Origin of the sequence: Woronichinia naegeliana WA131, from assembly GCA_025370055.1 — a bacterium.
GTDB lineage: Bacteria > Cyanobacteriota > Cyanobacteriia > Cyanobacteriales > Microcystaceae > Woronichinia > Woronichinia naegeliana.
On sequence record CP073041.1, the window covers coordinates 4,957,589 to 4,974,724 of the forward strand.

19 protein-coding genes and 4 pseudogenes are annotated in these 17,136 nt (G+C 40.9%); 5 read left to right on the top strand and 18 right to left on the bottom strand.

Annotated elements, in window-relative coordinates:
• Nucleotides 1–72: 72 nt before the first annotated feature.
• The 5 genes and pseudogenes from KA717_24795 to KA717_24815 all read right to left on the bottom strand — a co-directional run bounded on the left by KA717_24795 (nucleotide 73) and on the right by KA717_24815 (nucleotide 3,756).
• Nucleotides 73–918: a hypothetical protein gene (locus tag KA717_24795; protein ID UXE59132.1), complete on the bottom strand. Its 846-nt coding sequence runs from the start codon at nucleotides 916–918 to the stop codon at nucleotides 73–75.
• A 50-nt stretch (nucleotides 919–968) separates the two neighbouring features.
• Nucleotides 969–2,250, bottom strand: a pseudogene (locus KA717_24800) (ISKra4 family transposase).
• A 66-nt stretch (nucleotides 2,251–2,316) separates the two neighbouring features.
• A complete protein-coding gene (locus KA717_24805; protein ID UXE59133.1) occupies nucleotides 2,317–2,826 on the bottom strand; it encodes a hypothetical protein in 510 nt (169 codons plus the stop codon).
• 46 nt (nucleotides 2,827–2,872) lie between these two features.
• The gene (locus tag KA717_24810) at nucleotides 2,873–3,295 is read right to left on the bottom strand and encodes a transposase (GenBank protein UXE59134.1); all 423 of its coding nucleotides are present in this window, start codon (nucleotides 3,293–3,295) and stop codon (nucleotides 2,873–2,875) included.
• 17 nt (nucleotides 3,296–3,312) lie between these two features.
• Complete coding sequence (locus KA717_24815; GenBank protein UXE59135.1) at nucleotides 3,313–3,756, bottom strand: helix-turn-helix domain-containing protein; 444 nt, start codon at nucleotides 3,754–3,756, stop codon at nucleotides 3,313–3,315.
• Between the two features lie 132 nt (nucleotides 3,757–3,888).
• Between KA717_24815 and KA717_24820 the strand changes: the two are divergent.
• Nucleotides 3,889–4,941: pseudogene (locus KA717_24820) on the top strand (IS5 family transposase).
• A gap of 11 nt (nucleotides 4,942–4,952) precedes the next feature.
• On the opposite strand, the gene KA717_24825 reads toward KA717_24820, so the two are convergent.
• Entirely contained in the window at nucleotides 4,953–6,128 is a 1,176-nt protein-coding gene (locus KA717_24825) for an IS4 family transposase (GenBank protein UXE59136.1), read from the bottom strand.
• Between the two features lie 17 nt (nucleotides 6,129–6,145).
• Nucleotides 6,146–6,340 (bottom strand): transposase, encoded by a 195-nt coding sequence (locus tag KA717_24830; GenBank protein ID UXE59137.1) that lies wholly within the window; start codon nucleotides 6,338–6,340, stop codon nucleotides 6,146–6,148.
• Nucleotides 6,341–6,544: 204 nt separating this feature from the next.
• On the opposite strand from KA717_24830, the pseudogene KA717_24835 reads away from it, so the two are divergent.
• Nucleotides 6,545–6,862: pseudogene (locus tag KA717_24835) on the top strand (transposase).
• A gap of 134 nt (nucleotides 6,863–6,996) precedes the next feature.
• Here KA717_24835 and KA717_24840 read toward each other — a convergent pair.
• The 3 genes from KA717_24840 to KA717_24850 form a co-directional block, all read right to left on the bottom strand.
• A complete protein-coding gene (locus KA717_24840) occupies nucleotides 6,997–7,380 on the bottom strand; it encodes a hypothetical protein (GenBank protein ID UXE59138.1) in 384 nt (127 codons plus the stop codon).
• 129 nt (nucleotides 7,381–7,509) lie between these two features.
• Entirely contained in the window at nucleotides 7,510–7,665 is a 156-nt protein-coding gene (locus KA717_24845) for a hypothetical protein (GenBank protein ID UXE59139.1), read from the bottom strand.
• 530 nt (nucleotides 7,666–8,195) lie between these two features.
• The gene (locus KA717_24850) at nucleotides 8,196–8,900 is read right to left on the bottom strand and encodes a hypothetical protein (GenBank protein UXE59140.1); all 705 of its coding nucleotides are present in this window, start codon (nucleotides 8,898–8,900) and stop codon (nucleotides 8,196–8,198) included.
• 368 nt (nucleotides 8,901–9,268) lie between these two features.
• Between KA717_24850 and KA717_24855 the strand changes: the two genes are divergently transcribed.
• Genes KA717_24855 through KA717_24865 form a run of 3 tightly spaced genes read left to right on the top strand, consistent with a single transcriptional unit; the run spans nucleotide 9,269 to nucleotide 11,351 of the window.
• Nucleotides 9,269–9,874, top strand: coding sequence for a ParA family protein (locus KA717_24855; GenBank protein UXE59141.1), 606 nt, complete (start codon nucleotides 9,269–9,271; stop codon nucleotides 9,872–9,874).
• Entirely contained in the window at nucleotides 9,871–10,098 is a 228-nt protein-coding gene (locus tag KA717_24860; GenBank protein UXE59142.1) for a hypothetical protein, read from the top strand. Before KA717_24855 ends, KA717_24860 begins: the two co-directional genes overlap by 4 nt.
• Nucleotides 10,099–10,157: 59 nt before the next feature.
• Nucleotides 10,158–11,351 (top strand): chromate transporter, encoded by a 1,194-nt coding sequence (locus tag KA717_24865; GenBank protein UXE59143.1) that lies wholly within the window; start codon nucleotides 10,158–10,160, stop codon nucleotides 11,349–11,351.
• Nucleotides 11,352–11,363: 12 nt separating this feature from the next.
• Here the strand turns inward: KA717_24865 and KA717_24870 are convergent, their stop codons facing one another.
• From KA717_24870 to KA717_24905, 8 genes and pseudogenes are all read right to left on the bottom strand, one after another.
• Nucleotides 11,364–11,681 (bottom strand): MoxR family ATPase, encoded by a 318-nt coding sequence (locus KA717_24870; GenBank protein ID UXE59144.1) that lies wholly within the window; start codon nucleotides 11,679–11,681, stop codon nucleotides 11,364–11,366.
• The gene (locus tag KA717_24875; GenBank protein UXE59145.1) at nucleotides 11,647–11,964 is read right to left on the bottom strand and encodes a MoxR family ATPase; all 318 of its coding nucleotides are present in this window, start codon (nucleotides 11,962–11,964) and stop codon (nucleotides 11,647–11,649) included. Before KA717_24875 ends, KA717_24870 begins: the two co-directional genes overlap by 35 nt.
• Nucleotides 11,961–12,143 (bottom strand): hypothetical protein, encoded by a 183-nt coding sequence (locus KA717_24880; protein ID UXE59146.1) that lies wholly within the window; start codon nucleotides 12,141–12,143, stop codon nucleotides 11,961–11,963. The genes KA717_24875 and KA717_24880 overlap by 4 nt, the downstream gene beginning before the upstream one ends.
• 288 nt (nucleotides 12,144–12,431) lie before the next feature.
• Nucleotides 12,432–13,769: pseudogene (locus KA717_24885) on the bottom strand (IS5 family transposase).
• Nucleotides 13,770–13,891: 122 nt separating this feature from the next.
• On the bottom strand, nucleotides 13,892–14,542 hold the full coding sequence (locus KA717_24890; GenBank protein UXE59147.1) for a class I SAM-dependent methyltransferase: 651 nt from the start codon (nucleotides 14,540–14,542) through the stop codon (nucleotides 13,892–13,894).
• Between the two features lie 164 nt (nucleotides 14,543–14,706).
• Complete coding sequence (locus KA717_24895; protein UXE64776.1) at nucleotides 14,707–15,327, bottom strand: hypothetical protein; 621 nt, start codon at nucleotides 15,325–15,327, stop codon at nucleotides 14,707–14,709.
• Nucleotides 15,328–15,468: 141 nt separating this feature from the next.
• A complete protein-coding gene (locus KA717_24900; GenBank protein UXE59148.1) occupies nucleotides 15,469–16,347 on the bottom strand; it encodes a phosphorylase in 879 nt (292 codons plus the stop codon).
• Nucleotides 16,334–17,080, bottom strand: coding sequence for a hypothetical protein (locus tag KA717_24905; protein UXE59149.1), 747 nt, complete (start codon nucleotides 17,078–17,080; stop codon nucleotides 16,334–16,336). Before KA717_24905 ends, KA717_24900 begins: the two co-directional genes overlap by 14 nt.
• Between the last annotated feature and the right edge of the window lie 56 nt (nucleotides 17,081–17,136).

Consider the following 17,136-nt stretch of genomic DNA (forward strand, 5'->3'; position numbering starts at 1 on the left):
GTAGTCAAAGATACAAAAGGCTCAATGTATTTACTGGCAAGGGTTTTGCTATGAAAATTGCCAATTAATCAACTAGGAAGAATTCGAGACAGCGAGAGAAACTGAGTCATCAAGCATAAAATCTAAAAGATGATGCCAGCTTTCAAAGAACAGATATTTGGTCAAAGAGAGAATATCTTGAAAGAATCCCTTACGAGTGCCGCGTTGGACGCGAATTCTCTGGTAACGTTCATCAACCAAACCTAAAACCGTGTGCAAGAGAAAAGCCAGCAAATTCAGGGTAAGCAAAACAGAGGCGAGGTGTTGTTTACCATGCCCAAAATTATGCTCTAAGTGATAGCCTCGATTTTTGAGAATATTGTGATTCTCGTTCTCAGTACGCCAACGAGTCCGTCCAGCACGACAGACATCAAGAACGATGTGAGGGGTGAGAAAATGATTGGTAATCCAACTATTGTGATAAAGAAGTTGAGCATCGGATTCGCGGTGGATTTTTAGCTCACACCAGTTAACCAACAAAGCAGGCTGTTGGTCTCGCAGGGGAATCTGATTGAGATAACGGCAGTGCCAAATCTCGAAATACTTCCCATTCCAACGTCGGTGTTGAGTGGTTTTGACTTCTCCATTAGCTTCTAAATAGTTTAACCATTCATAGAGTGTGGGATGAGAAGTCGGTAAACAGACGAAGATAAAGTTGAAATCGTGGTCGAGACAGTGCTGACAAGTGGGCTGACGACTGTACAAGTCATCCCCTAGCAGAGTTATCTTCTGTCCCGCAAACAAACTAGCATGGTTACTTATCCAACGTTTCGCCGCATTTTGCTCACAATCTTGCTTTTCAGAACCGTCTTGAGGGGTGATAAATTCAGGGGGTAAGGAAAAAACTGATTCATGGTCTGGGGAAACAATCACGGGCAATAATGCCTGATGGAAGGGGTGCGACCTTTAGTTGATAAAAGCTGTTGTAATCAGGGTTCTACAGGGAACCCATATTGATCAAGTTTTGCCCAAAATTGACTCCATCGTTCCTTGGTCAATACCAAAGCTCGTAGGCTCAAAATAATTCCTGCTCCTTTTTCCTTCCATCGCATCCCTGAACAACATAATCGTTGTTTGACCAACGTCTTACAAGCTGCTTCCGTAACACCTGAACCAATCGGATACTTTTTCTCTATGTATTCAGCATAATCCATTTGATGCTGATGATTCTCGTAATAAGTAATCGCCGCTTGTAGTTTCTCGGTAAGATTCTTAGAATGACTTTTTTCTTCTTTGACTTCTTTCATCAGATTTAGCAGTTCTCCTGCTTTTCCTTTTTCATGCTTGAGTTCTCGACAATTTTCAGTCAACCATTCTTTTTGTTTTGACACGGTATTCGGATGCAACGCTTCTGCCAAGGCACCTAAGTAACCAGAGGCATGATAGAAATCTAATATCTGTTCTTCCGTTTGCTTTTCTAAAAACTTCCAATTTGATTCTGCCCCGTCTGCTATCCCGACCAATGTTGCCTCTGGATAACGGTTTTTCGCTCGCTCAATTTCTCTTTCTAATCTTTCTAGAAAACTCTTTTTTCCATACTCTGGTGCCGCACCTAGATAGATTGTATGTTGACGTTCGCCTTCACTATCGTATAGGGAAACGGTTCCCACCATTGCTTCACGGTAGCCATCCTCACACATCAGCATACAGGTTCCATCTAATCCTATTCCCACTGTTGCAATTTGGCTATCCTCCTTGGGCGGGGCATAACTCCACGCTTCTTCTTTTGCCTGTACCACACTTCCTACTGCTTCACTCAATCTTTGGATATAGGATAGCGCTACTTTTCTACCATGATTTTCTAATAAATCATTTTTCACCTCTTTGCCTGCCATCCCTGACATTTTTGAGGATACCTGTTTTGCCAATAATGGCGTTGATGTTATGATTATCCTTGCTTCTCTTTCTAAGGGGCAATACGTTTTTCCTCAAAGGTGAACGCTGATATACATGACGATTCACTATAACCTCACCATAAGGTGTTTGATATTCTTTCGGTTGCTCTCCCTTACTCTTCCAGATTTCTTCACCGATTTTTAAGGGTGAACCATCTGTATCTAAATATTTCAAGGCTTCTTTGCTGGCGATGCAACCTACTTCGTTTAAGCCTTTTTGAATATTTATTTCTGTATCCAACATTGAACGACTTAGTTCTAATGTTAGTTCTATTTTTATCTTTGAACCCTCTACATTAATTAGTTTTGCTGTCATCATTGTTTCCTCTTTGTCACTTTTCATCCCATGTTAACACTTTTCTTTTCCTTCATCAACTAAAGGTCACACCCGATGGAAGTAGGTGACTTTTCCCTGTTTTGACGTTTTGGTTGAACAGCATGGACAATTTACTTTTTCCGAACTGTAGTAATTTGTCCCATCCATTGCTACTAGAAGATTTCCCCTCAATATTTCATAGGCTTTCAAGAATCCCATGCTCCTCAATGCTTGGTAAATTAACCCAAACAAAGGGAATAGACTACTCGCTGCTACCCCATCCACAATGTTGCGAATCTGTTCTACTGTTGGTATTTTTTCTAGTCCAAACAAGCTCTGAGCATTATCTCGCCCACAACGGCTGTTAAGCTGACGTTGGTACTCTAAAAATGACTCATTTTGCATAAAAAAGGCGGCAAATGCCCCCAGTATCGCCTCTCTTAGACTATATTTCGTTGCATTACTAACCGAACGGGGGTCATCTATCTTCCCAATGACCTCGTTTAAACAGTGAACGATTCCGTCAAAACTTAGGTCGTTTACTTCCATCTTTCTCTCTGCAAAATCAGTAGACACTTTTCTCTTTATTCATAACTTCCTATAGGTCAAAGTTTTTCTGTCTCTATTTATACCATTTGAATTTGGAATTGCTGTATAGTGAGGCAAGTTTGTGAGTATTTAGCTGATCACATACTAAAATGACTTTGTCGTTATCAGCATAGTCGTTATCGAGTAAATTCTTAATTTCTGTTGCCCAGTCAACCGATGTTCTACGTTCACTGACAACTGTCTTTCGCCACCCAGACAAGGGTTCTGTAAACATAAAGATATTGGCTGTTCCATTGCGTTCATATTCGTAATCATGCGCCTCTGGCTGTCCAGGTTTGGCTGGTAGAGGAAGGCGGGTTTCTTTGACCAATTGTATAGGTTGCTCATCCATGCAAATCACTGGACAATTGGGGTCATAGGGTCGGTGATAAATTTCTAGAACATCTTCCATGTTAGACACAAATTCGGCACTCTTTTCTGGTGGAATCACGTACATCTGTCGCAGATGAGGTTTTAGTTCGTTTTTTTTAACACTTGACGCACGGTTTCGTGACTAATTGCTGGCACAATTTCTAACTCGACCGCCTTGTCGGCTAGTAACCTCAATGTCCAACGGGCTTGACCAGCAGGCGGTTCTCCACAACGTAAGGCGATTAGTTTTGCTTCTACCTCTCCATCAATAATCGGTTGACGAGGCGGCGTTTTGCGGGGCTTGCGGCTTAATGCTGACTCCACACCTTCATTGACCAATCGCTCCCTGAGATTGGCGACTGTGTTACGGTGACAACTAAAGGCGGCGGCAGCTTCCTCATCCGTCCATCCTTGTCCATTCACATCAATGTTTAACAGAATATTGGCGTGCTTAATTTTGTAAGCCGCTCCTTTGCCGATGGATACCAAATCTTTTAGGGTCTGACGTTCTTCTTGACTTAATCGGACAATATAGGTCTTGAGCATGGTTACTTAGGGCTTGCTGAAAAAAGCTGAAACCTTTACGGAGAAAAATAGTAGGCGAATTAAGAACCGCTAGAATGCACGAAAATAGGGTAGAATGCCTCAAAACCATTGCATTAAGAAGAGAGAAAGCAGATGTACCGAAAGCAACAGTACTCAATTGAAACACCAGAAAACTTGAAAAATCTGTTCGGCGGGCAGTTAGACGAAGAAAATCGTTGGATAGAAATGTCAAAAATGATTCTTTGGGAAGAATATGAGGAAGAATATGCAAAAAACTTCACAGAAAAAAAAGGAGCCCCAGCCAAATCATTTAGAATGGCATTAGGAGCATTAATTATCAAAGAAATTTCAGGAAAAAGTGACAGAGAAACAGTAGAACAAATAAAAGAGAACCCTTATTTACAGTACTTTATAGGAATGGAAAGCTATAGTAGCAAAGAAGCATTTAATGCGTCAATGATGGTTCATTTTCGTAAAAAAATAGGAATGGAATTAATAAATAAATAAAATTAATAAAGAAATAGAAAAAAAAGCGACGGGTGTAGCGTCAGAAAAAAAGAAAATGAAGGAAAGTTATTGTTAGATGCGACTTGTACACCAGCAGATATAAAATATCCAACGGATATAGGAATATTGAATGATGCCAGAGAAAAAACAGAAAAAATAATAGATAAGCTGTATGAAGAAATAAAAGAGAAAAGGAAAGAAAAGCCGAGGACTTATAGGGAAGTGGCAAGAAAAGAGTACTTAGCCATAGCAAAAAAACGTCGTGTGTCAAAAAAAGAAAGAAGAAAAGGAACAAAAAAACAACTAGGATATATAAAAAGAAACTTGTCTCATATAGAAAAAATGATAGAAGAGGGAGCAAAGTTAGAAAAACTAACGAAAAAAGAGCAAGAAGAGCTTGTAACGATAGGAAAAGTGTATGAGCAACAGTTAGAAATGTATGAAAAAAAGACAAATAAAGTAGAAAACAGAATTGTGAGTGTAAGCCAACCTCACGTGCGTCCAATAGTGCGTGGAAAAGCGGGAAAAGCAGTAGAGTTTGGAGCTAAAATATCGGCAAGTAATGTGAATGGCTTTGTCTTCTTAGACAAATTAAGTTGGGATAATTACAACGAATCGGGAGATTTACAAGCGCGAATAGAAGAATATAAAAGGGAAACAGGATGTTATCCGGAATCTGACTTTTCCCGTTAAGTGCGGATTGCAAGCTGCCAGCCTTGGCAAAGGTCATGCAACTTCAACCAACCGCGCCAAAGGACTTGGATACCGAGAGGAGTTTTACGACGATGTTCAAGATAACCACCAAGAAAAGCAACAGACTCGACAGCCCAAGCAACAGTCAAAATAGGGGGAAGTTTTTGAGAGGCGGCTGCTTTTAACACCTGAAGTTGAAGAGGATTAAGAATTTCAATCGCGAGAGCATCGGGCTGGGTACGATGAAGATAAGTAACGTGTAAAAGTTCAACAGCAATGACACTTAAAAAACCCAAAAGAGTTTTCATTCCATCAGAGGCAAGTCGATAACGCTCACTCTGACAACCAGACTTAAGGACTTTATGAAATTCTTCAACCCGCCATCGGTAGGTGTACCAACGAAGAATAGTGACAGCCATCTCAATAGTCTCAACAACTTCTGTAGTCAGAAGCATCCAAGATAAAGGAGTTTCGCCTTCGGGACAATCGATTTCTGTCGCATAAACAGCATAGACATTCAACGGGTCACGATTATCAAAACGATAGGGAGTTCGTAGATTAACTGAGCAAAATCGGACGGCAAGCTTAACCTTCCGTGCTTTTCTTTTTCCTGTACTCGGAATCTCGATTTCTTGATGAAAACGAATCGGTTCTGATTCCAAATGTTGCCAAAGTCGTTCACTATTTTTGTCTAAACTACGATTATGAGACGCTCTGACCAGCACTCCTGTATGCTTGAGTTGACGCACTGAGTCAAAGACTTCTGAAACATCTCCTTCTCTGTCAAATACATGAATTACCCTCGTTGAACTTTCTACCTGTTTCTCACAGGTGTTTAGAGCCTCTACCCATTTGTAGGATTCTTTTTCCTCAAATGGTCTTTGACGAGCTGCTTTTCTTTGTTCTTTCTGTCTTTCTTTTTTCTGCTTCGCCGTTTCATCTGTTGGGGGCTTTTCTTTTACCTCCCTATTCCACAGTTTTTGCCATAATAAACCTAATACTTGTCCTTTTTCTGGCTCAATTGCTAAAGCACTATGCAGTATTAATCCATTCCCGCCTTTTCCAGTCGGCCCATACCCTTCCCTTTTTTCCTTGATATTGCGATAATCTAAGAAGGTCGTATCTCCGACTGATAGCATTATCTTATATTCTTCTACGGCGGCAGTTGTCATTTCACAGTGCGGCTCTATTATCTTGACAAAGTCTGTTTTCGGATTCCCAAAAATTCATAGGCCCTCTTTAACTCGTTTCCTCCCTTAAACACTTCTGATAAGGCTTTTCCAAACCCCTCACTTAACTTTTTCCCAATCGAGAAGGCACGATTGTTTAGCCTCTCGTCTCCCAATTCACAACTGGCAAAGTTTTTTGTCCACCATTCCAACATTTTTTGACCTGCCCTTTAAGATTTTCTCCATTTTACAGTCTCATACTCCCTTCATCCTTTGTTTTTGAAATTTGAACGATAAGCGGGATGATGGCTTCAGAATATTTTTTTTCCTGTCAAGAGAATCATTACTCAAACCCTTGCCAGATAAAGCCTCTAGAAGTTTGCATTGCTGGATTTTGGACTTAACGGGAAAAGTCAGATCCGGAATCGGTTCATGTGGATAAAATCTATCGAACAAAAGCGAATCGAGCTTATTGTAAAGAAAGGGATATAAGAATGAGTGGTCCCCGATTGGGAAGACCGCCGAAAGAGGTGAGCAAAGAAAAAAAGAAAGAGGCACGCTCAGATGAAAGAGTGCGTAATGCCATTGAGGGTAAATTCGGACAGGGAAAGAGGAAATTTAGTCTTGGTCGAGTGATGGCCAAACTACCTGAGACCTCGGAAACGGTAATTGCGATGAACTTTTTGGTAATGAATCTTTCTACTCTACTTCAGAAGACAAAAAGTAAAAAGTTGTAGAGTCGTTTTTCTTGTGAAAAATGGTGTTAATTTTCCTCTCTTTTGTGAGGAGTGATTTGTGTTGACCTTTTTAGACAGAAAGGAACAATAGATTAAACAAAATCTGTATTTTGATTTGTTTCCATAAGGATAAGTTATCTATGCTTTTTCAGTCCATACTTCCCTAACCCACATTTCTTTCGTTTTTTGACTTTTTCAGCAAGCCCTACATAACTCCCTGCCTCTGCGTAAGTAACACAAAGGTCAGCCATTTTTGTCACCAGGCTCGTCTTCACCTTTTTTTTGCCTTTTCCCTCCCCCTTCTCGGTTGCTTTGGACTTGATGCCATCGTCTAGCCGCAACACTAAGGGCAAGGCAAAGCAGGCTTTCCCTACTCCCACCAAAATACTCAAGGCATTGAAGTAATGACCCCTTATCCACTCTGGCTTGGACACATCTTCCGATTCTTGGTGTAGTCGTTTTACACCTGGCATCTTGCGTCCTTCTTTCCCCACTTTGATGCCATCACCCACATACACCCGTTTCCCTTTAATTCTGTATAGACTTTCATGCTGACTTAGCCACTTTGACCATTGTAAAGTTAGTCCTTCGACCCTAAACGCCTTGGAATCAAACCAATGTAGAGCCTGATTGTAGTAGCTCTCTGTTCAGCCAATGGCATTGACATAGCTAGTTATTGCGCTGGGTTGGCTGTTGAGCACTACTCCCCAGACTAACAGGATAAACCATTGGAACGTTGCTTCTCGGCTAAAGGCTGGACGGAGATTATTGAGGATTTGCTCTAGTCGCTGACATAGTTGCATAATTGATAGATAGCACTGGCTATCGATTTTCTTATATCAGCCAGTTTCGGACATAACGGCACTCTTTTGTATCGGATGTCCGATTTTCTTTTCTCCACTTACACGCCTCGAGAACTTCCCACTGTCCAGTTCCCTAACCCACATTTCTTTCGTTTTTTGACTTTTTCAGCAAGCCCTACTTATTACGATATCTGTTGAGGTAATGAATAGCCTCTCCATTTTCCCTCAAATTCACAATCTTTAGCTTGACAGACCACTAGGGCTGATTCATTCTAACAAATCTCAATCAATCAAATCCTTATCTGGCAAGGTTTTAAGGCGATTTCTCAGAATAAATATCTGAAAATTTTTAAAAATACCTTACTTTGCTTACCCCATAAGCGATTGAAGAGAGACAAAAAAGGAATCAAACCAGAGAATGAATCAGCCCTACCTGTAGAACCCTAATTACAACAGCTTTTATCAACTAAAGGTCGCACACATAAAGCGTGAGGTTGTCAGAATACTCGGACAAGAAAAAATTGGAGCAATCAGGGGCGATCGCCGATTATGACTTCTAGATTAGAACGGGAAAACCGCAAGATGAATCCCTTGGGCTTGATATTTTGGTGGGAATAATTCTTTAAATCAGTCCAAGTATGTTGGTATCCAAGACCTTCCATTGTCCTAGAAAAGGCACGATGGGAACCCCGTCCAGGATCAACAATAATGACCTCGACTTGATTACTAGAATGATGATCAATAAAGGCCGATAATAACTTGATATGTTGATGCTCATACAAAATATCACTACCAATAATTAAATCAAATTTCCCTAATTTTGAGTTTGCTGTATTCCAATCTCCTGTTTGAAAAGGGATAGGTTTTAAGTGATTTAAGTTAGTATTTTCAATTAAAAAAGATTCAGCTAAAGGATGATAATCGCTGGCCGTGATATCACCACCCAGTTGTTTGATGACAAGACTAGGGAAACCAATACCACAACCAATTTCAAGAATCCGTTTTCCGTCTAATTGCTCTTGGAGCATGACCCTAGCCAAAATCTTTCCCATCGCCCAAATCTGACCAAAGAGCGGCCACATTGCGGAAGAAATGCCTAATCGTAGGGCTTCTCCATTGGGATCGGAAAACTGCTGGAGATCCCGCAGGCTACGGATGGTGTACTCGAAACCACCGAGACAAATCCTATCAAATTTTACGTCGTAATCAGGGCTTGAGATAGAGGCTACCTGCAATGAATAGTTAATTTTAACTACCTCCATCTTAGATGGTTAAGTTCAAAGACGTTTTAAAAAGTTTGAAAGATTTATTTTCACGATAATTGCCCTGCTCTTCCGACGACCTCTAGTCATATTGCCGCATTTTCCGTCTTTTCTTGCGGACTAGCCTCAAAGTGTTCTACCAAGTGTTCTAGTATTTTTGATTTGGCGATCGCCGCCTAAGCTTCTACTTGAGTTGGTAAAATTTTGACATTGTGCGTATGCAAGTAATTAAAAATGCAAAAAATCAAACATTTACAAGGGTAAGTTGATAGCTTGTCAAAAATCCAAATATTTGAGATAGTATGGGTGAATATTAATACTGTCCCCAATTTTATGCGTACATGATTATTGCCATTGCCAGTTTCAAGGGAGGAGTCGGCAAAACCACAACAGCGATTCATCTAGCCGCCTACTTCTCTGGTTTTGCGAAAACATTGCTGATTGATGATGATCTGAATCGAAGTTCTACTACTTGGAGTAAGCGCGGCTCATTTCCTTTTACTGTAGAGGATGAGACAGAGGCCGCTAAGTCAGTTCGGGCCTATCAGAATATTGTTATTGATACCCAGGCTCGCCCAACGGAGGAGGAATTAAAGACCTTGATCAAGGGTTGTGATTTACTAGTCATTCCATCAACACCGGATACTCTAGCCTTGGATAGCTTGATGCTGACGATTGATACTCTCCGAGTCTTAGGAAGTCAGAAGCATCGGGTCTTATTAACGATGATTCCGCCCTACCCGTCTAAAGATGGAGAAGAAGCCAGAAATTTGCTGACTAAAGCGGAACTTCCTCTCTTTAAAACCGGCATTAAACGATACTCCGTTTTCCCAAAGGCCTCTCTAGCCGGTCTTATTGTTTCCGCCGTTAATGATCCTAAAGCGGCGATCGCCTGGGCGGATTATCAAGCCGTCGGTCAAGAAATTGTAGAAGGACTAAACCCATGAGTAAATTTAAAGCAATCTTTGAAGAACTTGACAATCCATCAGCAGCCGCAAAATCATTAAAAACCAAAGGTAAGCGTAGTGACCCTGAATATGAGCAAGTATCTGCTTATATTCGTAAAGAAACCTATAAAAATATCAAAATTGCTCTACTTCAATCGGCAAATCATCAAAACTTTTCTGACTTAGTAGAGGAACTACTCGCCCAATGGCTAAATAGTCAATAATTTGTCTATTGAGTTTTTTGCGTCATTTAATCACACTCTATAAATATTGAGCTACTGCGATGACCATTGACATTGAAGACCCAGCCAGACTTCCCTACGCCGTTTTAACACTTCAGCAGCAACGACAGCGATTAAGAGAATTAGCTAGGGTTTTTTTCCGATTAGGATTGACCGCTTTTGGGGGCCCAGCCGCCCATATCGCCTTAATGGATCACGAAGTTGTCGAGCGTCGTCAGTGGATGAGTCGAACTCAACTTTTAGATTTACTCGGAATTACTAACTTAATTCCTGGCCCAAACTCTTCAGAACTGGCGATTCATATTGGTTATGAACGGGGAGGATGGCGAGGTCTATGGATCGCTGGAGGTTGTTTTATTCTGCCAGCCATGCTGATGGTGTGGGGATTGGCCGCGCTCTATCAGCGTTACCAAACCGTTCCCCAGATGGAATGGCTCTTGTATGGAATTAAGCCTGTGATTATCGCTATTGTTGTGCAGGCCCTCGTAAAGTTAGGACAAAAAGCCATTAAAGATCAATGGACACTTTGCGCTACGCTGCTGGCGATCGCTGGATATTTGGGACATTGGCCTGAACTCCTGATTTTATTGCTTCTCGGCCTACTCGTTATGGCCATTAAAAGAGGACTATCTCAATCTTGGGGAATAGGTTTTTGGCTATGGCCGCTGCCTGGTTTACTGACACCAACTAGCAACCCCGCTCTCAATTCGGTCAGTTGGTTGGGGGTCTTTTTCTTTTTTCTCAAAATTGGTTCAATTCTCTACGGTAGTGGTTATGTTCTTTTAGCGTTTCTACAACGGGAATTGGTTGAACAACATCATTGGTTAACGTCTCAACAGCTTTTAGATGCAGTAGCGATCGGTCAAATAACGCCCGGCCCAGTATTCACCACAGCAACCTTTGTTGGCTATCTTTTAGCCGGAAATGCAGGGGCGATCGCCGGAACAGTAGGGATTTTTTTACCGGCTTTTGCCCTCGTTTGGCTGGTTCATCCCTGGGTGGCTAAATTACGTCAATCTCTTTGGGTCAGTGGCTTTCTCGATGGGATCAATTCCGCTTCCTTGGGCTTAATGGCGGGGGTAACTTACACTTTAGCTCAAGAAACACTTCAAGATAGCTTAACCCTTGGTTTGGCGATTATCAGTAGTATTATTCTCTTTCTTTTTCCGATTAACACCGCCTGGTTAGTATTGGGGGGTGGGTTAGTGAGTTTAGCTGTCCGAGTCTGGAATTGAGCGACATTCCATTTATCTCGGTACTGTAATTTGTTTGAGAATATTAGCAATAATACTGTCAATTTTTACCCCATCTAATTGAGCTTCTGGTTTAATAATCAGTCGATGACGTAAAAGGTTAGGAGCCACACTTTTTAAATCATCAGGAATGAGGTAATCCCGTCCCTTTAGCCAAGCTCTAGCACGACTGGACTGTAACCAAAGTACCGCCGCACGGGGAGAAGCTCCCACTAACACATCAGGATGTTTACGGGTTTGCTCAACTAATTCTAAAAGATAATCTAATAGTTTTTCATCAACTGAGCGTAAAGGTTTGATTTTGCAAGTCAAAAATGCTAGTTCCCAAAATATCCGAGGGTAGAATATCAGGGGTTAGTTGAATACGGCAAAAGTCGGATTGAATCAAGCGAGCGAGGACTTTAACTAATAGAGTCTTTCCAACTCCTGGCACCCCTTCCAAAATCACATGACCACCACTTAAGAGAGCGATTAATAATTGATTGATAATCGTTGTTTGCCCGACGATATAGTACTCGATCGCCTGTTGGAGACGATTAAAATTTTGGTGATCGGTTGTGATTGGCTCCGTCTGCTCCCCAGGAATTTGTCTCATTTTTGTAAGTAAATACGTTGCATATCCTTGACATTTAAGTAAAACCAAATTTGCTTAAGATTCAACTTCACGGATAGCCATTGAATAAACTGTTGAATACCTTTACTTTTACTAATAACGCCCAGGTTATAAGCCAGTCGTTCAAAATTGAGCGATCGCCCCACATAGTCTAACTTCAAGACTTTAAAGCCCGCTTTAGTGGCCATTTGCGTGAGGGTGTCACTGGTGAAAAAATAAATAGGGCTTGCTGAAAAAGTCAAAAAACGAAAGAAATGTGGGTTAGGGAAGTATGGACTGAAAAAGCATAGATAACTTATCCTTATGGAAACAAATCAAAATACAGATTTTGTTTAATCTATTGTTCCTTTCTGTCTAAAAAGGTCAACACAAATCACTCCTCACAAAAGAGAGGAAAATTAACACCATTTTTCACAAGAAAAACGACTCTACAACTTTTTACTTTTTGTCTTCTGAAGTAGAGTAGAAAGATTCATTACCAAAAAGTTCATCGCAATTACCGTTTCCGAGGTCTCAGGTAGTTTGGCCATCACTCGACCAAGACTAAATTTCCTCTTTCCCTGTCCGAATTTACCCTCAATGGCATTACGCACTCTTTCATCTGAGCGTGCCTCTTTCTTTTTTTCTTTGCTCACCTCTTTCGGCGGTCTTCCCAATCGGGGACCACTCATTCTTATATCCCTTTCTTTACAATAAGCTCGATTCGCTTTTGTTCGATAGATTTTATCCACATGAACCGATTCCGGATAACATCCTGTTTCCCTTTTATATTCTTCTATTCGCGCTTGTAAATCTCCCGATTCGTTGTAATTATCCCAACTTAATTTGTCTAAGAAGACAAAGCCATTCACATTACTTGCCGATATTTTAGCTCCAAACTCTACTGCTTTTCCCGCTTTTCCACGCACTATTGGACGCACGTGAGGTTGGCTTACACTCACAATTCTGTTTTCTACTTTATTTGTCTTTTTTTCATACATTTCTAACTGTTGCTCATACACTTTTCCTATCGTTACAAGCTCTTCTTGCTCTTTTTTCGTTAGTTTTTCTAACTTTGCTCCCTCTTCTATCATTTTTTCTATATGAGACAAGTTTCTTTTTATATATCCTAGTTGTTTTTTTGTTCCTTTTCTTCTTTCTTTTTTTGACACACGACGTTTTTTTGCTATGGCTAAGTACTCTTTTCTTGCCACTTCCCTATAAGTCCTCGGCTTTTCTTTCCTTTTCTCTTTTATTTCTTCATACAGCTTATCTATTATTTTTTCTGTTTTTTCTCTGGCATCATTCAATATTCCTATATCCGTTGGATATTTTATATCTGCTGGTGTACAAGTCGCATCTAACAATAACTTTCCTTCATTTTCTTTTTTTTCTGACGCTACAACCGTCGCTTTTTTTTCTATTTCTTTATTAATTTTATTTATTAATTCCATTCCTATTTTTTTACGAAAATGAACCATCATTGACGCATTAAATGCTTCTTTGCTACTATAGCTTTCCATTCCTATAAAGTACTGTAAATAAGGGTTCTCTTTTATTTGTTCTACTGTTTCTCTGTCACTTTTTCCTGAAATTTCTTTGATAATTAATGCTCCTAATGCCATTCTAAATGATTTGGCTGGGGCTCCTTTTTTTTCTGTGAAGTTTTTTGCATATTCTTCCTCATATTCTTCCCAGGGAATCATTTTTGACATTTCTATCCAACGATTTTCTTCGTCTAACTGCCCGCCGAACAGATTTTTCAAGTTTTCTGGTGTTTCAATTGAGTACTGTTGCTTTCGGTACATCTGCTTTCTCTCTTCTTAATGCAATGGTTTTGAGGCATTCTACCCTATTTTCGTGCATTCTAGCGGTTCTTAATTCGCCTACTATTTTTCTCCGTAAAGGTTTCAGCTTTTTTCAGCAAGCCCTAAATATGACCTTCACAACTTAAGCTTCTTTCTCGTTTCCCTAATAATTTAAACATTAAGGTATCATAACGAGGGGTTTCTAAGACAAAAATACCTCCTGGCTTCAGCACTTGATAAACTTTTTCTAAACAGGCAAAGGGATCGGCAACATGTTCAATCACATGAATCATCAAAATGGCATCTTGACTTTGATCGGCGATCGCTGTTTTTTCAAGAGGAAGGGGCAAAGACGATAATTTTAATTCCGACTCCGCATAACGACAGAGAGCCTCATTCGGCTCAATACCCGTCACTTGCCAACCATCTTGTTTAAAGAAATTCAGCAAAAAGCCAAAACCACTGCCAATCTCCAGTAAATTTCCTTTATTGGGAAAACGATTATTGACAAAGGCCTTTGTATCAGTATAGTCTCTGACCTGTAACGTTTCTTTATCAATTCGCTGCTGCATTCTAGGTTCATGAAGATGATCTAATACCCAGTTAGGATCATATTCTTCAATAGAATCCGAATCAATCTGCTGTCTAGGATTGGCATACATCAAGCCACAATGATTACATTGAACAATTTGATTGATTTGGGCAACATCGGCTGCAAAAAGAACCTGATAGTCATCCGCACCACAGAGATTACAATTAGTATCTTTACTCATAAAAAATGCTGTTTTTGAGAGAGCTTAAGCCTTTTTATTTTAGTAGTATAGTAGCATACCGATTACCCGATTCTGCCATCAAACGAGAGAAAATAGGGTCACTAACGACTAATAACAAATTGGGTGAATGAAAATCACTCACCCCCGATCCTCTGATCTATTGTTTAGTCTGTTATGGCTTTTAATAGCACATCACTCAGACTCATACCTTCCATATCTTCAATCGTGATGGTATCGACAATATCAAACTTAGCCCCGGCCTGCTGTAATTGATCATCAAGCGCGCGCAGGAAAACCGTCGCTTTTTTATCATGGCCGACTTGAATGAGCGAGATTGCCAATTCTTCGTCCCGATCAATTTTTTGAGAAGCTTCAATGATTACCCGAATGACCGCCTTATGATCCGTCGGTTCCCCATCGGTAATAATCAAAAAGGTTTCACCGTTGGATTGAGCAGATTGAGCCGCTTTGCGTTGGAAATAGTTATCTAGGCCATCTTTGAGCACACTGGCCAGATCCGTCCGTCCCATCGGTTCATTTTCAGCATAAATGCGAGTCACTTTATCCGAGGTGACATTATCGTAACGTCTGAAGCGACCAGAAAAAAGATAGACAGTGATACCATCTGGGTCGATTTCTTCACACTTTTGAGCCAGGGCAATAGTAGATTCCTGAGCCAGTTCCCAACGGGTTTTACCCCCTGGTTTATCGGCAGTTGCCATACTGCTGCTTTTATCGATCATTAGGGTGTAGTCTCGATTTTCGAGAACGGGGTCAAGGCTCATAAACGTCTCCAAAGGTTTTTGGGTTTCAGCGTCTGGGGTAATCATAGCGCATCTGCTATAGCTGGTTCAGTGTCAGATGTTCTGAGTTCTTGATGCAATGATCCAGAGGTGTTTTGCTGACCGAATCGCCTGACTTGCTCCCTAAACACCTACTTTTTTTAATAGGGTAAAAGGGCCAATAGTTTTTAACTGTTCTAATTGACTGGTATTGCGGACTAACAAAGCCCCCACAAAACCCAGAGCATTGACTTCAATGCCGTTGTAACTTTCCTGGGAACGGGGAATGAGCATTAACCATTGTCGCGTCATTAACAGGTTATAGGGTTTAGGTTTTGGGCTTGCAGGTTGCCAGAGATCAAGTTGCTGGAGTAATTGAAGATAGGTTATTTCAAGGTATGCTGCCCAGTTTTCGGGTTCAGATTGACAATTTTGGGGACAGGGGGCGATCGCCTGTTGAAAAGGGAGAGACTTTCCCGCCCACATCGCCGCTAAAAACCAAGTTTCTAACGGAAAACTAATATTAGTATCTACTAAGGGTAAGGGGACTAATTGTAAATGCTTATGACGCTGACTCGCTCCCGCCAATTTGCCACTGTTATAAAAAACCAAGCCATCTATTTCTGTCAAAGCCAAAACCGCCGCCGTAAAATCCTCTAAATTCAATAAGTTTTCCTGCTCTTCAAAATCACGGGTAATGATTAATAAATGATGATCAACGGCATTAAATTTATTGAGTAAACAGACATGGGTGGCGGAGAGATCGCCAACAAATAAATTGGCATCATAGGGCAAAAAGGGATTAAAATCCTTCGGTTTGGTAGTAGTTTGCAGTTTTTTCGCCTGAGCTTTGCGTTCTAGGTTAGCCAAAATCCTGACCAAGAAATTTACCCCCTGTTCTTCCAGAGAGTGAATTTCGGTAGCAATGGGTTGTAAGGCTCCATTCTCCAAGGCAGATTGAGTTTGGGCAATCACACGAGGCCAGAGAGTTCCTGGAGGTAAGCTAACACTACTGCACGTCATAGGCGGCGGGATTTACTTTCAAGATAATTTGATTCTCCTTTAATTGAATGTCATTCAGGTTCAAGGGGTCAACATTCATTTGTAAACTTTGTTGCAATCTTGCCACCGGAATGTTTAATTTTCGAGCAATTTCTGGGAGGGTAAAACTGAGATTTCCAACCTTAACACGGCTGTCAGTTGGCAACATTAATTGACCATTCTGGAGTTGGGGTGTACCAGAAATCCCCAAATAAAATTCCTGATTCTTAAATTGGGGAAAGGTTGTCACCACACGACTCACTAAGGCTTGTTGGGAACGGGAAAGCTCCAAAGATTGTAATTTCTCAGGGTTAACAACGGCTCCCATTTCTAGGCTACCTTGATTAATTCGGGACTGGATAAGATTCTCTTGGCTCATCGGCAGTTTAAATTTTTGGGTTATTTCCGTTTGCAGCAATTGTGTAAATTCGCGATCGCTTAACCTGACTTCGACCGGCTGTTGTCCATCGTTCCCTTTGGAAGCGTTGGTCTTCTCCTGCTGCTGGATATTTTCCTTAATTTTCGTTTTGATGGTTGTCAGAGAATCTGCCGCGATCTCGGTTGCTGAAGATTGAGAAGGTTTAAGGTCTGGACGATTGAGAACCGGTTTAAGCTGTTGGGTTTGATACCAATCCGGTAAACTCGTTGCCTGTTGCCAATAGTAGTAAGCGATCGCGCCGCTTCCGAGACCCAATAATCCTAGGAAAATTAGCATTTTCTTGAACACGTCCTAGATAACCCTCCTGGTAATTCCTGAAAAATCTAATGTAG

Coding starts and splice junctions, on each gene's coding strand:
- KA717_24855 (UXE59141.1), top strand. CDS start 9,269: ATGATTATTGCCATTGCCAGTTTCAAGGGAGGAGTCGGCAAAACCACA.
- KA717_24860 (UXE59142.1), top strand. CDS start 9,871: ATGAGTAAATTTAAAGCAATCTTTGAAGAACTTGACAATCCATCAGCA.
- KA717_24845 (UXE59139.1), bottom strand. CDS start 7,665: ATGCAACTATGTCAGCGACTAGAGCAAATCCTCAATAATCTCCGTCCA.
- KA717_24825 (UXE59136.1), bottom strand. CDS start 6,128: ATGACAACTGCCGCCGTAGAAGAATATAAGATAATGCTATCAGTCGGA.
- KA717_24890 (UXE59147.1), bottom strand. CDS start 14,542: ATGAGTAAAGATACTAATTGTAATCTCTGTGGTGCGGATGACTATCAG.
- KA717_24810 (UXE59134.1), bottom strand. CDS start 3,295: ATGTACGTGATTCCACCAGAAAAGAGTGCCGAATTTGTGTCTAACATG.
- KA717_24815 (UXE59135.1), bottom strand. CDS start 3,756: ATGCTCAAGACCTATATTGTCCGATTAAGTCAAGAAGAACGTCAGACC.
- KA717_24875 (UXE59145.1), bottom strand. CDS start 11,964: ATGAGACAAATTCCTGGGGAGCAGACGGAGCCAATCACAACCGATCAC.
- KA717_24865 (UXE59143.1), top strand. CDS start 10,158: ATGACCATTGACATTGAAGACCCAGCCAGACTTCCCTACGCCGTTTTA.
- KA717_24895 (UXE64776.1), bottom strand. CDS start 15,327: ATGAGCCTTGACCCCGTTCTCGAAAATCGAGACTACACCCTAATGATC.
- KA717_24900 (UXE59148.1), bottom strand. CDS start 16,347: ATGACGTGCAGTAGTGTTAGCTTACCTCCAGGAACTCTCTGGCCTCGT.
- KA717_24830 (UXE59137.1), bottom strand. CDS start 6,340: ATGTTGGAATGGTGGACAAAAAACTTTGCCAGTTGTGAATTGGGAGAC.
- KA717_24905 (UXE59149.1), bottom strand. CDS start 17,080: ATGCTAATTTTCCTAGGATTATTGGGTCTCGGAAGCGGCGCGATCGCT.